Annotated in this window: 11 protein-coding genes and 1 pseudogene; 7 read left to right on the top strand and 5 right to left on the bottom strand. The window is 65.1% G+C overall.

Features of this window, described 5'->3' with window-relative positions; genetic code table 11:
* The first annotated feature begins 181 nt into the window (after positions 1-181).
* Positions 182-1201, top strand: coding sequence for a GlxA family transcriptional regulator (locus J2Y63_RS10055; protein WP_435265970.1), 1020 nt, complete (start codon positions 182-184; stop codon positions 1199-1201).
* A 90-nt stretch (positions 1202-1291) separates the two neighbouring features.
* A complete protein-coding gene (locus tag J2Y63_RS10060; protein ID WP_256116893.1) occupies positions 1292-1618 on the top strand; it encodes a hypothetical protein in 327 nt (108 codons plus the stop codon).
* A 76-nt stretch (positions 1619-1694) separates the two neighbouring features.
* Here J2Y63_RS10060 and J2Y63_RS10065 read toward each other — a convergent pair whose 3' ends face one another.
* A complete protein-coding gene (locus tag J2Y63_RS10065) occupies positions 1695-2000 on the bottom strand; it encodes a hypothetical protein (RefSeq protein ID WP_435265971.1) in 306 nt (101 codons plus the stop codon).
* A 174-nt stretch (positions 2001-2174) separates the two neighbouring features.
* Between J2Y63_RS10065 and J2Y63_RS10070 the strand changes: the two genes are divergently transcribed.
* Genes J2Y63_RS10070 through J2Y63_RS10080 form a run of 3 tightly spaced genes read left to right on the top strand, consistent with a single transcriptional unit; the run spans position 2175 to position 7652 of the window.
* Entirely contained in the window at positions 2175-2936 is a 762-nt protein-coding gene (locus tag J2Y63_RS10070) for an ImuA family protein (protein ID WP_435265972.1), read from the top strand.
* The gene (locus J2Y63_RS10075) at positions 2851-4374 is read left to right on the top strand and encodes a DUF6504 family protein (RefSeq protein ID WP_435265973.1); all 1524 of its coding nucleotides are present in this window, start codon (positions 2851-2853) and stop codon (positions 4372-4374) included. Before J2Y63_RS10070 ends, J2Y63_RS10075 begins: the two co-directional genes overlap by 86 nt.
* Entirely contained in the window at positions 4371-7652 is a 3282-nt protein-coding gene (locus J2Y63_RS10080; RefSeq protein WP_435265974.1) for an error-prone DNA polymerase, read from the top strand. Before J2Y63_RS10075 ends, J2Y63_RS10080 begins: the two co-directional genes overlap by 4 nt.
* A 5-nt stretch (positions 7653-7657) precedes the next feature.
* On the opposite strand, the gene J2Y63_RS10085 is transcribed toward J2Y63_RS10080, so the two are convergent.
* The gene (locus J2Y63_RS10085; RefSeq protein ID WP_435265975.1) at positions 7658-9658 is read right to left on the bottom strand and encodes a CocE/NonD family hydrolase; all 2001 of its coding nucleotides are present in this window, start codon (positions 9656-9658) and stop codon (positions 7658-7660) included.
* 185 nt (positions 9659-9843) lie between these two features.
* Between J2Y63_RS10085 and J2Y63_RS10090 the strand changes: the two are divergent.
* Together J2Y63_RS10090 and J2Y63_RS10095 are read left to right on the top strand one after the other, a co-directional pair.
* Positions 9844-11256, top strand: a pseudogene (locus J2Y63_RS10090) (NAD(P)-dependent oxidoreductase); the annotation flags it as partial.
* 67 nt (positions 11257-11323) lie between these two features.
* Positions 11324-11689 (top strand): hypothetical protein, encoded by a 366-nt coding sequence (locus J2Y63_RS10095; RefSeq protein WP_435265976.1) that lies wholly within the window; start codon positions 11324-11326, stop codon positions 11687-11689.
* 18 nt (positions 11690-11707) lie between these two features.
* On the opposite strand, the gene J2Y63_RS10100 is transcribed toward J2Y63_RS10095, so the two are convergent.
* Genes J2Y63_RS10100 through J2Y63_RS10110 form a run of 3 tightly spaced genes read right to left on the bottom strand, consistent with a single transcriptional unit; the run spans position 11708 to position 14571 of the window.
* A complete protein-coding gene (locus J2Y63_RS10100; RefSeq protein ID WP_435265977.1) occupies positions 11708-12823 on the bottom strand; it encodes a P1 family peptidase in 1116 nt (371 codons plus the stop codon).
* A 2-nt stretch (positions 12824-12825) separates the two neighbouring features.
* Positions 12826-13656, bottom strand: a complete 831-nt coding sequence (locus tag J2Y63_RS10105; protein ID WP_435265978.1) for an ABC transporter permease — start codon at positions 13654-13656, stop codon at positions 12826-12828.
* 12 nt (positions 13657-13668) lie between these two features.
* The gene (locus J2Y63_RS10110) at positions 13669-14571 is read right to left on the bottom strand and encodes an ABC transporter permease (RefSeq protein WP_435265979.1); all 903 of its coding nucleotides are present in this window, start codon (positions 14569-14571) and stop codon (positions 13669-13671) included.
* Between the last annotated feature and the right edge of the window lies 1 nt (position 14572).

Raw genomic sequence — 14572 nt, forward strand, 5'->3', positions numbered from 1 at the left:
CGAGGCAAAGCCGATCAAGCCACCCTGCATCAGACGCGTCGCGGTGGCAAATGCGGCCGTTTCGGAACGCACAAAGGTCGGTGCAAGGAATGGAGCCAGCGGGGGAAATCTGCTATGGCTGTATCGTGAGCCGTCCTTGCCCGCGACGATCGTGTCCGGCAAAACGCTCTGGGAGATCTGGATGGCGTTGGATGTTCGGACGGCGAAGGATGTGAGCGGGGCCGCAAGTCCCAAGGCGTTGCGCGTCGGCTTTATCTTGTCGAAGAGCTTTACGCTTTCCGCCTTCGCGCTGTTCGTGGATACGCTGCGGCTGGCCAGCGACAGCGAGGACCGCTCCCGGCGCGTCCATTGCGACTGGGACGTGCTCAGCAGCACGCGCAATTTCATCTCCTCGTCGAGCGGCATCCAGGTCGCCCCCACCGCGCCCTTCGCCGATCCCTCCTGTTTCGACTATATCGCCGTCGTCGGCGGCCTCTTGAAGGTCGACGAGCCGATCGACAGCTATGCGCTCGCCTATCTGCGCAAGGCGGCGAATGCCGGCGTCGGGCTGATCGGCCTGTGTACCGGCAGCTTCATCCTCGCCGAAGCCGGCCTGCTGAAGGGGCACACGGCCTGCGTGAGTTGGCTGCACCACCGCGAATTCCGCGGCCGTTTTCCCGATATCGAGGCGACGTCGGAGCAGATCTTCCGCTTCGACGGCAAGGTCGCCACCTGTGCCGGCGGCAGCAGCGTCGCCGATCTCGCAGCGACGCTCGTGCGCCACCATGTCGGCGAGGCGGCGGAGCGCAATGCGCTGGAAATCCTGCAAATCCGCCACCGCCGCGACGCCACCGACCTCCAGCCGCGCAACCCGCTCGGCCTCGAAGCGCGCGACCGCCGCGTGCACCTTGCCATCATGATGATGGAGCAGCACACCGAAGACCTGCTGTCGATCGACAGCATCGCCACCATGACGAACGTCTCCCGCCGCCAGCTCGAACGCCTGTTCGAGAGCGACATGGGCGCCTCGCCGAGCGCGATCTACATGAAGATCCGCATGGCGGCGGCGCTCAACATGGTGGTGCGTACCAACAAGCCGCTGATCGAGATCGCGCTGGAAACCGGCTTCGAGAGCCTGTCGCACTTCACCCGCCGTTTCCGCGCCGCCTTCGGCGACACGCCCTCGCAGATCCGCCGCGACGGCCGCCGACAAGCAGGCTGAGGGGGGCAAGCTGACGGGCAACTTTTCCGGCCGCTTGGAACCAAGCCGCCCGCCAGCCGTTCGGTCTCCATTGCTGACAAGGAGACCGTAATGGCAAGCAACGACGTTCAATCCCAGATTTCCGCTCTTCGCGCAGAAATCGCCGCGCTTCAGAAGGACCTCGGCGAACGGGGCAGCGAAGCCTATGACACGATCCGCGATCGCGCCGGCAATGCCGTCGAGGCTGCCCGGCCCGCTGTCCGTTCGGCAACGAAATATGTGCGCAATGAAGGCGCTGCCGTGGCCCAGGCCGCGCGCGAGCATCCGGCCGCACTGTCCACCGTGGTGCTGACGGCCGGCCTTGCCGGTGTCGTCATCGGCTATCTGCTCGGCTCCCTCGAAAGCGAGCCGCCGCGGCGCCAGCAGCGCTGGTTCTGAACTGGAAAAGCCCGGCAGTGCCGGGCTTTTTCATGTGCTTCACCAAACGGAGGCAAACCATTGCCTCCGCTTATTCTTACCGGTGGCGCAGGCCGAAGAGATAGCCGATGAAGGCGGCGCCTGCGAGGGTCGCAAGCGGGTTGGTCTGGATCGTCTGGCGGATATCCTCGCGCAGCGATTCCGCCTTGGCAACGGCAAGCTGGCCTGTACCTTCGGCGATCAGCCCCGCGGTTTCCTTCAGCCGGCTGATTTCCGCCTTCAGCACTTCGATCTGTTCGCTGACCGTCGCTTCCGCAGCCGCCGCACGGGCATCCTCCGAAATGCTATCGCCACTTTCAACGACACCAAGCGTGCGCTTGCCGGTGCTCTTTTCGTCAGCCATGGACATGTCTCCTGGATTTGATGGAATGGCATGAGCAAGAACGACCGCCGCGCCCGTTGGTTCCCGCCGATGATTCAAACTGTGATCTTTCCCCTGCGACTCAGTGATTGACTCTCGCGCACTTTGAGAACAAATAAGGAACAAACCGTCTCAAACCCGGGAGCCGCAACGCCGATGTCCGCCTCCGCCGCCCATGCCGTTGTCGCCGACCTGCGCGACCGCATCCGGCAGTTCGATGGCCGCGCCGCGCGCGACCGGGCGGTGCTGCCCTTCGGCGTGCCTGACATAGACGACCGGCTCCCCGGCGGCGGGCTGGCGCTTGCCAGCCTGCACGAGGTCTGCGGCGGCGGCAACGATGCGGTCGAGGGCGCGGCCGCCATGCTCTTTGCCGCCGGCATCGCGGCGCGCACCAAGGGGCAGGTGCTCTGGGTCCTGACGCGGCCGGATCTCTTCGCGCCGGCGCTCGCCCAGGCGGGGCTTGCCCCCGGCCGCGTGATCTATGTGGAGGCGGGCGATGAAAAAAGCCTGCTCCTCTGTTTCGAGGAGGGCCTGCGCCATGGCGGGCTCGGCGCGGTGGTGGCGGAGGTGGCGCGGCTGTCGCTCACCGCCTCGCGCCGCCTGCAACTGGCGGCAGAGGCCGGCGGCACGCTCGGCATTGCGCTGCGCCGTTTCAAGCACCGGTCGGAAGAGGGTGCCTTTGGGCAGCCCTCTGCCGCCGTGACGCGCTGGCGGGTTGCCGTCCGGCCGTCCGTCGCCCTTCCCGTGCCCGGCATCGGCCGGGCGCAGTGGCTTTTGCAACTCGTGCGCTGCCGGGCCGGCGAGGCGGCAGACTTTGACGTGGAGGCACCCGATGCCGAGGGTCGTATCGCTTTTTCTTCCCGGCTGGCCGATCGATCGCCTGAGGCGGGCACTTGGCGCCTCGGCACCTCCGCCTGACAAGCGGCTCGTGCTCGTCGGCCGGGAGGGCTCGCGCCGCATCCTGACCGCCGTGAGCAAGCCGGCCGAACAGGCGGGCCTGCGCGTCGGCATGCCGCTCACCAAGGCCCATGCGCTGGTCCCCGAGGTGGTGACCATGCCGGCCGATCCCGCAGCGGATGCGGCGGCGCTGGAGCGCCTGTCGCTCTGGGCCTTGCAGCACTATGCGCCCATCGTCGCGCCCGATCCGCCGGATGGCCTGGTCATCGACACGACCGGCGCCGACCACCTGCATGGCGGCGAGGAGCGCATGCTGACCGGCCTCGTCAACCGCCTCACGGCCTCCGGCATTTTTGCGCGCGCGGCGGTGGCGGATAGCTGGGGTGCCGCGCATGCCGCCGCCCGTTTCCTTGCCGATCCCGTACGCGTCATTGCGCCGGGCATGGTGGGCGAAACCGTCGCGCCACTGCCGATCCTCGGGCTGCGGATACCGCCGGAAACCGTCACGGGCCTGCGCGTGCTCGGTTTCGCCACTATCGGCGACGTGCTGGCCGTGCCCCGCGCGCCGCTGGTGCTTCGCTTCGGCCCGCTCCTCGGCCGCCGGCTCGACCAGATCCAGGGCACGATCTCGGAGCCCGTCGATCCGCTGCGCGATCCCGATGTCGTGACGGTCCGCAAAGTGTTTGGCGAGCCGATCGGCGCGCCCGAAACCATCGCGCGCTACACGAAGGCCCTCGTGCACGATCTCTGCCAGGCGCTGGAAAAACGCGGCCTCGGCGCCCGCCGGCTCGATCTCCTGTTCCACCGCGTCGACAGTTCGCTCCAGGCGATCCGCGTCGGCACGGCACGCGCCGTTCGCGACGAAGACCGTCTCACCCGGCTCCTCTCGGACCGCATCGAGACGATCGATCCGGGTTTCGGCATCGAGATCATGGACCTGACCGCCACGCTTGCCGAACCGCTCGTCCTGCAACAGGCGGTCTCCTCGCTGATCGAGGAGGAGCAGGCCGACATTGCCGGTCTCGTCGACGTGATCGCCAACCGCATCGGGGCCGCCCGCCTCTACCGCATCGCCCCCGTCGAAAGCGACGTGCCGGAGCGTTCCTTCCGCCGCATTCCGCCGCTAGCCCCCGATGTCGGCACGACCTGGCAGAACCGCTGGCCGCGCCCGGCGCGCCTGCTGGCCCGGCCCGAGCCGATCGAAGTCATGGCGCTCCTGCCCGACCACCCGCCCGCCTCCTTCACCTGGCGCGGCAAGCGCCGGCTGGTGAAGCGCGCCGACGGCCCCGAACGCATCTTCGGCGAATGGTGGAAGCGCGACGCCGAACTTGCCGCCGTGCGCGATTATTTCCAGGTCGAGGACGCCGTCGGCGAACGCTTCTGGCTCTTCCGCTCGGGCGATGAACAGCAGGTGACAGCCGGCCTCGGCCGCTGGTTCCTGCACGGAATTTTCGCATGAAGCCGCGCTACGCCGAACTCCAGGTCACGTCACACTTCTCGTTCCTGAGGGGGGCGAGCAGCAGCGCGGAATTGTTCGCCCAGGCAAGCGCTCTCGGCATCGAGGCCCTGGCGGTTGTCGACCGCAACAGCCTTGCCGGCGTCGTTCAGGCCCACAGGGCGGCGAAGGAGCTGCCTGCGGACGCCAACATCGTGCGTCTCATCGTCGGTTGCCGGCTCGACCTTGTCGACGGCATGTCGTTGCTCGTCTATCCGACCGACCGCGACGCGTACGGGCGCCTCTGCCGCATGCTCACTATCGGCAAGAAGAAAGCGGGCAAGGGCAAATGCCATCTCGACTGGTCGGACGTCGTGGATTGGAACGAAGGCCTCATCGCCGTTCTGGTCCCCGACGAGGCGGACGAGACCGCGGCCTTCCAGCTCCGCCGCATGCGTGAAACATTCAAGGGCCGCTGCTACCTCGCCCTGACGCTTCGCCGTCGGCCAAACGATCAGCTCCGCCTCTTTGACCTCTCCAACCTAGCCACGCAATATCGCGTGCCAACCGTCGTCACCAACGACGTGCTCTACCACGAACCAGGCCGGCGGATGTTGCAGGACATCGTGACCTGCATCCGCCACAACGTCACCATCGACAATGCTGGGTTCCTCCGCGAGCGCCACGCCGACCGCTACCTGAAACCCCCGGAAGAAATGCACCGCCTCTTCACGCGCTTTCCGGAAGCGCTTCGACGCACGCTTGAAGTTATGGAGCGCTGCCAATTCTCGCTGGACGAATTGCAATACCAATATCCCGAGGAGAAGGAGTATGCCCACCTTACGCCACAGGAGGCGCTGGAGAAATACACCTGGGAGGGAGCCGCGAACCGATACCCGGACGGCGTGCCGGATATCGTCTGCAAGAAGCTGAACTATGAACTGCGTCTCATCGAGAAGATGAAGTATGCCCCTTACTTCCTGACAGTGAACTCGATTGTCCGCCATGCCCGATCGATCGGCATCCTTTGCCAGGGCAGGGGGTCGGCGGCAAACAGCGCGGTGTGCTACGCTCTCGGTATTACCTCAATTAATGCGACCAACAATGGTTTGCTTTTCGAGCGGTTCGTTTCGGAGCAGCGCGGTGAGCCACCCGACATCGACGTGGATTTCGAGCATGAACGGCGCGAAGAGGTCATCCAGTGGGTCTACGATACCTATGGCCATGATCGCGCTGCGCTTTGCGCCACGGTCATCCGCTATCGCTCCCGCGGTGCCATGCGGGATGTCGGGCGTGCACTCGGCATGCCCGAGGACGTGCTCAAAGCCTTGTCGTCGCAGGTCTGGGGTTGGTCCAACGATATTCCGAAGGCACAGATCGAAGATATCGGCTTTAATATCGACGACCGGCGCATCCGGCTCTTGGTAGAACTTTCCCGGCAATTGACAGGTGTGCCGCGCCATCTTTCTCAGCATCCCGGCGGATTCGTGCTGACCCGTGATCGGCTCGACGATCTCGTGCCGATCGAGCCGGCCGCCATGGATGATCGCCAGGTCATCGAATGGGACAAGGACGATGTCGAGTTCCTGGAATTCATGAAGGTGGATGTGCTGGCGCTCGGCATGCTCTCCTGCATGCGCCGGGCTTTCGAATATCTGAAAGACCTCAAGGGCATAGAAAAGGGGCTCTGGAACATTGGCCTGGAGGATGAGCCGACCTACGAGATGATTTCCAAGGCCGATACGCTCGGGACCTTCCAGATCGAGAGCCGGGCGCAGATGTCAATGTTGCCCAGGCTGAGACCCAATAAATTCTATGACATCGTCATTCAGGTGGCGATCGTCCGCCCTGGCCCGATCCAGGGAGACATGGTGCATCCCTATTTGCGGCGGCGGCAGGGATTGGAAAAGCCAGATTATCCAGACGATGACAAATTGAAGAAGGTCCTGGAAAAGACGCTTGGTGTACCGCTGTTTCAGGAACAGGCCATGCAGGTCGCCATTGTCGGCGCTAAATTCACTGCGGGCCGCGCTGACCAGCTTCGCCGCGCCATGGCGACGTTCAAACATACGGGCGGCGTCGACAAGTTCCGACAGGAGCTGATCAATGGCATGACCAAAAACGGTTACTCACTGGAATTTGCCGACCGCATGTGCCGCCAGCTTGAAGGCTTTGGCTCCTACGGTTTTCCGGAAAGCCACGCCTACAGTTTCGCCATCATCGCCTACGCCTCCGCGTGGATGAAGTGCCATCACCCGGACATTTTCTGCGCAGCGCTGCTCAACTCGCAACCCATGGGCTTCTACGCGCCGGCGCAGATCGTGCGCGATGCGCAGGAGCATGGGGTGGAGGTGCGACCGGTCTGCGTCAATGAAAGCCGATGGGATTGCACGCTGGAGCCGACGGAGGACAAGGACCGCTTTGCGGTGCGGCTTGGCCTCAGGTTGATCAAAGGGTTGAACGACAAGAAGCTGAAGCACTTCTTCGGTGAGCGATCGGAAGAGCCGTTCGTCTCGGTAGACGATCTTTGGCGACGCGCCCAATTGCCGGTGGCGACGCTGGTCGAACTGGCTGAGGCGGATGCCTTTCGGCCGTCGCTGGGGCTAGCCCGGCGCGAGGCGCTCTGGGCTATCCGTGCTTTGCGCGACGAACCGCTTCCACTCTTCGTCGCGGCAGCTGAAAGGGAGGCGGCGGTGATCGCGGAACTGGACGAGCCGGCCGTTGCGCTTCGTCCCATGACCGCGGGCAACGAGGTCGTCGAGGACTATGGCCATGTCGGGCTGACGCTGCGGGCTCATCCCGTCAGCTTCCTGCGGGAGGATCTGCAACGGCAGAAGATCCTCTCCTGCCATGTCGCGACGAACCTGCGCGACCGGACCCGGGTCGAGACGGCCGGCGTGATCCTCGTGCGCCAGCGGCCGGGTTCAGCCAAGGGCGTCATCTTCGTGACGCTCGAAGACGAGACGGGCATTGCCAACCTCGTCGTCTGGAGAAAGGTTTTTATCGCTTATCGCAAGGTCGTGATGGGCGCCTCCATGCTCGGCGTGAAGGGCTACATCCAGCGAGAGGGGGAGGTGGTGCATGTGGTGGCCCAGCACCTGACGGACCTTTCCGGCATGCTCGCCAGCGTCGGGCACCGCGACGGGCCGTTTCCGCTGCCCCATGGGCGCGGCGACGAATTCCATCACGGCAGCCCGCCGCACGATCCGCGTGGCGCGCCAAAACTTGTAAAACCGCGAAATCTCGTCGACGGCTACGGCCATATCGATGAAATCCGCGTCAAATCCCGCGACTTCCACTGATCGGCTCACATGAAGTCGCGCTGGATTGCCTTTTCGAAGGTCTTCTCGAAAACCTGTGCTTCGCCCTCGAAGGCGCGCACGCTTGCCGAGATCAGCCAGTCCGTCGCGGTGCAGGCGATGGTCGCGGTCGAGACCGTGCGCACGAACCAGCCGGGGCGCTGCATGTCGCAGGTCCAGACCGCCGTGCCGGTCATCGAGAGCGGATCGTTTTCGGCGATCGACCAGAGTTCGTCGCGCACCTGCCGCGTGGCAAGCCCCGTGCCGGGATGCTCACAGAGGCCGGTGTCCTCGTAGATCGAATATTCGGTGAGGCCGTTCGTCAGGTCGCGCTCCACGCCGCGCGCCGTTTCTCCGGGCGCGAGCTCGGTGTATTTCGGCAGCGGATCGGGGTTTTTCGGCTCGGGAAGCGCGACGACCCGATGCGCGCCAAGCTTTGGCAGGGCGAGGCCGAGCGAGGCGAGGTCGATCGTGACGCCGGCATCCGTCGGCGGCGGCAGCACCATCGGCCAGTAGGCGGTCGAGAGCGACAGGCGGATGCGATGGCCCGCGCGAAAACGATAGCCCATCGCGTCGAGCACGAGGCGGATGCGGGTTTTTTTGCCGCGCGGCATGGCCTCCGGCGCGGCATTGCCGCCCCGATGCGCAAGGTTCACGACGCCGAAGGTGACGCGTGTCGCCGTACCGTCCGGGTGTACATCGACGAGCCGGGCACAGAGATTGGCGATGTCGGCCTCCGTCGCGATGTCGAGTTCCAGAACCGGTTGGCCGAGGAAATCCTGGGGTTCCGCAAGCGGCGGCGTCTCGATGACGAGCGAACCGGCATCGTCGAGCCGTTGGTCGAGCGCCATTTCCGCATCCGGCTTCAGCGTGAACCACTCGCCGGCCATGATGCCGGTGTCGAGCGGTGATTTCAGAAAGCGGTCATGGCCGACGGCGCCGGCAATCGGCATGCCGGATGCAAGCGTGCCGTATTGCTCCACGTAGAAGGTCGCCATGTCCGGCGTCTGCCAGCTATCCTTGGCGATCCAGAAACCGGGGTCGATTTCTCGGCACAGCGAAGGACGGGCGGCGTCCTGGATATAGGCGCGCACCTGCGGCGTGTTTTCCGCGCCGTTCTCCTCGCCGCGCAGCCAGCGGTTCCACCAGGCGATCGCCTCGGCGTGGAAATCCATGCGCGGCTTCGGCCAGGCGAAATGCGGGTATTTGTGCACCCATGGGCCGATGAGCGCCTTCGCCTTCTCGCCAAGACCTTCGACGGCCTTCAGCGGCGTGCTGCGATAGCCATCCGCCCAGCCGGCGATGACGAGGGCGGGCACGGGGAAACCGGCAAAATCCTCCGCGATCGAGCCGTGCTTCCAGAAGGCATCACGGCGCTGGTGCTGCAGCCATTCCTCCAGGAAAAAGGGCTCGTTTTCCAGCCGCTCCAGCCACATGGCCTTCCACCGCTCGCCGACGAGTTCCGGGTCGGGCGAGCGCGACTGATAGGCGAGCATGGTGGCGGCCCAGGAGAGCTGGGCGGAAAGGTGCGTGCCGTTCTTGTAATGGATGTCGTCGTTATAGCGGTCGACGGTGGAGGCGATGGAGATGACGGCCTTCAGTGCCGGGGGCTTGAGTGCCGCGACTTGCAGGCAGTTGAAGCCGCCCCAGGAGATCCCCATCATGCCGACGGCGCCGTTCGACCAGGGCTGCGCGGCGATCCAGGCGATGAGCTCGCAGGCGTTCGCCAATTCCAGCGGCGTGTATTCGCCATCGATGACGCCGTCGGATTCACCCGAGCCGCGGATATCGACCCGCACGCCCGCAATGCCGGCGGCGGCGAAGACCGGATAGGTCGATTCATCGCGCGGGCTCGTTCCATCGCGTTTCCTGTAAGGCAGGAATTCGAAGACGGCGGGCACGGGATCTTGTTCCGCACCCTCCGGCATCCAGATGCGGGCGGCGAGCCTTGTGCCGTCGGCAAGCGTGATCCACTGGTTTTCGATGACGGTGAAGGCGCGGTCTGTCATGGGAAATCCTCTCTTGCGCCTCTTTATGGCGGGGGCATGCGGGGCGGGCAATATGGTTGTTTTGACCTTGCATGTCGCTTTTGTCTTGGTGCTTGCCGACCCGGGAAAACTCGCCTACGAAAAATGGGGGACAAGCAGGGAGGGGCGCCATGCAGGATCGACACGCGGCTTTTGAAGACCGGACGCGGCTGGGCGACCCCGAACGCGCCTATCGAATCCTGATCGCCGACCTGATCGGCCTTCGCTTCGATGCGAATGGCCGGCCCGATCACGGCGAGGTGCAGGCCCATATCGAGGCGCAGGGCGGCACGTTCCATGATGGCCCCTATGCGGGCGGGGCCTTGCCGCCCGGCATCCATTTCTTCTACCAGCCGGACCTGAGCACCAAGGACGACATCCTCGCGCAGACCGCCCATGGCCAATATGACGCGCTGATCGCCGCGGCGACCTTCATTCCGATGCAGGCCCTGTTCCCGCTCGGCGGCGTGCGCATCGGTGCCGGTACGGGCAATATGGGCTCCGCGTCCTGGGGCGGCGGCGATGGCGAAGGCGGCGTCGCACCGCTGATGAACACGCCCGGCATCAACAGCCGCGCAACGGCGCAGATGGTGATGAAGGCGGTGCTCAAGGTCACGCCGGACCTGCCGGTCGACCTGCTTCACCAACGGGTCGTCGCCGGCGATTTCGATACCGGCCGCGACCTCAAATCCTACCCGACCGGCAAGCTGGAAGGCCGCCGGATGGCGGTGCTCGGCTATGGCAATATCGGCCGCGAGGTCGCCAAACTCGCGCGCGCCTTCGGCATGCATGTCGTGGTACATGCGCGGGCGAAACACCGGCAATGGATCGAGGCGGAAGGGTTCGAGCACGCGGAAACACCGGCCGCGGCGGCGCAGGGGGCGGATGTGCTCACCGTCCATGTCGGCCTTGGCCGGCTCGATGCGGTGACACGGGCCTATGCCAATGCCGGCATCGTCGGCGAGGCCGTGCTGTCGGCGATGAACCGCGGGGCGGTGGTCGTCAACTACGATCGCGGCGAGGTCGTGGATGCGGGGGCGCTCGACCGTGCGCTGGCGGCCGGACAGGTACGCCACGCGGCAATCGACGCCGATCTTTTCAAGGATGCGGAAAGCGGGGCGCTCAGCGGGCCGATGTTGCCCTATCTCACGCTTGCCGGCCGCCACCCCGGCAAACTCGAACTGCTGCCGCATGCAGCGGCCGATACGGACCATCCCTCGCGCGTCGCAGGCGCCTGCCAGGCGGTCGACCAGATCATCGATGCCATCCATTACCGGCGGATCAGCAATCTCAAGGGAGGCCTGCCGGATGGATATGTCGATGCCGGCGCGAAGGTGCCGCGCGGCATCGGGCGCGTGAACACCTTGACGCTGGCAGCGGCGGTCGCCGACCGGCGTTTCGCCGAGCTGCACGGCGTCTCACGCGAAATCGCCGATACGCTGGAGGCGATCGTGGAGGCCGTCGACGAGGGCATGACGCACCAGCCGGCGAAGGGCGACGTGATCGCGCTGACCCATCTGCTGCTGCGCCAGCGCCTTCTTCTCGAAGCGTTGGGACTGGATGGCCCTGCGAAGGCGTAAGGCGCGGCGGGAACTTTCGTCTTCACCGCAAGTTCCTTCCCTGACGCGAAAAGCAGGGAGTGCTGCCATGACCCATCAGCAAGACGAACGCGGCGATCCGCTGACCCGCACCCACGATCCCGCCCGCAAGAACTATGCGGCGCAGGAAGCCCGCCAGGGCCGCCTCGGCAAACCGATGCTGAAGGTGCTCGGCATCAGCCTAGCGCTTGCCGTCCTCGTGTGGGGCGGTGTCGAGATCTGGGGCGAGCGGGTCGATCCGACCGTCGATACCGAGCAGACGTCCTCCACCTCGAACGGCACGCCGACGCAGGACACGATCGACAACACTGTTCCCGGCGGCGGCGAGACGGTTCCGACGGAACGCGACCCGACCTCGCAATCCGGCAGCGGCGGTGACAGCCAGAGCGTCACGCCGGACGGGACGAGCAACTGATATCGACCAGGCCGGTGCCTAAAGGTGCGGGCCGTATTGCTGCATGACGGCCATGAGCTGGTCATGCTTGATTGCGTCGATGCGGAAACGATCATGCGGCGTGCCGCCGCTGTCTTCCGCCGCCAACATGGCGTTGACCACAGCTTCCTCCACACTCTCCACCGCCGCCAGATAGACCGGGTCGAGATGCTCGTCGTTGACCATGTCGAGGTTGAGCATGGCCGGCGCGCGATGCGCCATCAGCTGTGGATTGGCGGTCGAGAAGGCGAGGAAGATGTCGCCCGAATTATTGCCGCCGGGCGTGCCGTTGCGACCAATGCCGATGGCGGCGCGGCGGGCGAGGCGTTTCAGCTGGTGCGGCGCCATGGGCAGGTCCGTGGCGATGACGACGATGATAGATCCACGCTCCTTGAGCTGGCTTTGCGGCGTGTTGTCCTGCAGGTGTTTACCGACGGGCACGCCGCGGATCGTCAGCCAGTCGCGCTGGCCGTGGTTCGCCTGCACCAGCGTGCCGATCGTATAATCCCGATCGCCGACAGTGACGATGCGAGACGCGGTGCCGGTGCCGCCCTTGAAGCCGTAGGTGATCATGCCGGTGCCGCCGCCGCAATTGCCTTCCGAAACCGGCCCTCGCGACAGGTCTTCCAGCGCCGCGCGCACGTCCGCTTCCGTCACCGGCATGCCGTTGATGTCGTTCAGCACGCCGTCATATGTCTCGGCGATGACCGGCATCAGCCAGAGGAAATCGCCCACCTCGTAGGTCGAGGCGTAGCGCTCCAGCATCCAGCGGGTGGTCGCGTGATGGGTGATGCCGACGCCGTGGGTGTTGGTGATCATCACCGGCCCCAGGAACGTGCCGCCGTCCTCGATCCAGTGCGTGCCGGTCATCTCGCCATTGCCGTTGAAGCGGTGCACGCCGGCATAGACGGGCACGGGCGTTTCGCTGTCGGCATGCGGCAGGATGGCGGTGACGCCGGTGCGGACCGGCAGCTTGCGACCGGGGCGCGGGGTCTCCTCGACAATGGTGCGGAAGCCGACGGCGATGCCCTCGACATCCGTAATGGCGTTGAGGGGGCCGGTGCGGGCGGTGAAGGGCAGGCCGAGATCGCGGGCGCGGGGTTTTGTCTGGGTCATGGTCATTTCTGCCGGGAGCGAAGGTAGAGGCCGAGCGAGGCGACGACGAAGGAGAAGGTCAGCATCATCACGGCGATGGCGTTGATCTCCGGCTTGATGCCGCGCCGGAGCATGGCGAAGATGAACATCGGCAGCGTCGTGACGTCGACGCCGGCGATGAAATAGGTGATCACGAGATCGTCCATCGAGATGATGAATGCGAGCAGCGCGCCGCCGACGATGCCGGGCAGGAGCTGCGGGAACACCACCCTGCGAAACGTCGTCCATTCATTGGCGCCGAGATCGGCCGACGCGTGCTCCAGCGTGCGATCCATGCCGGCGAGCCGGGCGGAAACGACGATGAAGACGTAGGAGATCAGGAAGGTGCACTGGCCGATGATGATCGTCATGAGGCCGAGATTAACGCCGGCATTTACGAAGAAGATCAGCAGCGCGATGCCGAGCACGATGTCCGGCATCAGCATCGGCATGAACATGACGACACGGTAGAAACGCCTTCCGAAGAAATCGAAGCGGTAGAGCGCGATGGCGATCGCCGTGCCGAGCACGGCGGCGATGGTCGTCGTGGAGGCGGCAATCATCAGACTGTTCCACACGGCCTGAACGAGCTGGTCGGTCGATTCGATATAGAGCGCGCTTTCCGAAACCGCCGTCTTGAAGCCGAGGACCTGGGCGTACCATTCGGTGGTGAAACCGGTCCAGGTCATCATGTTGACCGGGTTGGAATTGAACGAATAGACCGCGATCAGCGCCAGCGGGATGTAGATGAAGGCGAAGAAGAGCGCGGTGTAGCCGATGAGGCTGCCGCGGGCGAGGGAGGCGATGATCTTCATGGGCCGTCCTCCTCAGCGCCCGGTCGCGGCATCGATGCCGCGACGGCCGGACACGATGACATAGGCGAAGAGCAGCACCAGCATCACGCACATCACCATCATGGCGAGCGCCGAGCCGAAGGGCCAGTTGCGCGCGGCGAGGAACTGCTGCTCGATGAGATTGCCGAGCATCATCACCTTGGCGCCGCCGAGGATGGCCGGCACGACGAAATTGCCGAGCGCGGGAATGAAGACGATCACCGCCCCGCCGGCAATGCCGGGCGCCGTCAGCGGCAGGATGATGCGGATGAACGTGCGGATCGGCCCGGCGCCGAGATCGAGCGAGGCGCGCACCAGCGTCCAGTCGAGCTTTTCGACGCTGGCATAGACCGGCATGAACATGAACGGGATGAAGATATAGACCATGCCGAGGATGATCGCGCCATCCGTATAGATCAGCTCCAGCGGGCGGGCGATGACGCCGGTGTTGAGCAGCACCGCGTTGACGAGGCCGGTCTGGCGCAGGATCAGGACCCAGATGAACAGCCGCACGATGAGGCTGGTGAAGAAGGGCAGCGTTATGAGGAAAAGGCAAAAATTCTTCCAGCGTTCGGAAAGCCGGCTGATGCAGAAGGCAGCCGGGTAGCAGACGAGGAGCGTCGCGAGAACGGTGATCGCGGCGATCTTCAGCGAGCGCAGGAAGATCGCGATATAGACCGGATCGAAATCCTCGAACATCGGGTCGGCGAAGCCGAGGATGCGGCCGTAATTGTGCGGATACCAGGTCCATTCCACCCCGCCGTAGAGGCCGGGCGCCAGAAAACTCGTCACGATCATGATGGCGAGCGGGCCGAGGAAGAAGACGGCGAGGAACAGCGAGACGGGGCCGAGAAGCAGGCCGAGCTGGGCGCGGCGGCGAAAGGCGATCGACGACATG

Origin of the sequence: Shinella sp. BE166 (assembly GCF_051201095.1) — a bacterium.
In the GTDB taxonomy this organism is placed as follows: Bacteria; Pseudomonadota; Alphaproteobacteria; order Rhizobiales; family Rhizobiaceae; genus Shinella; species Shinella lacus.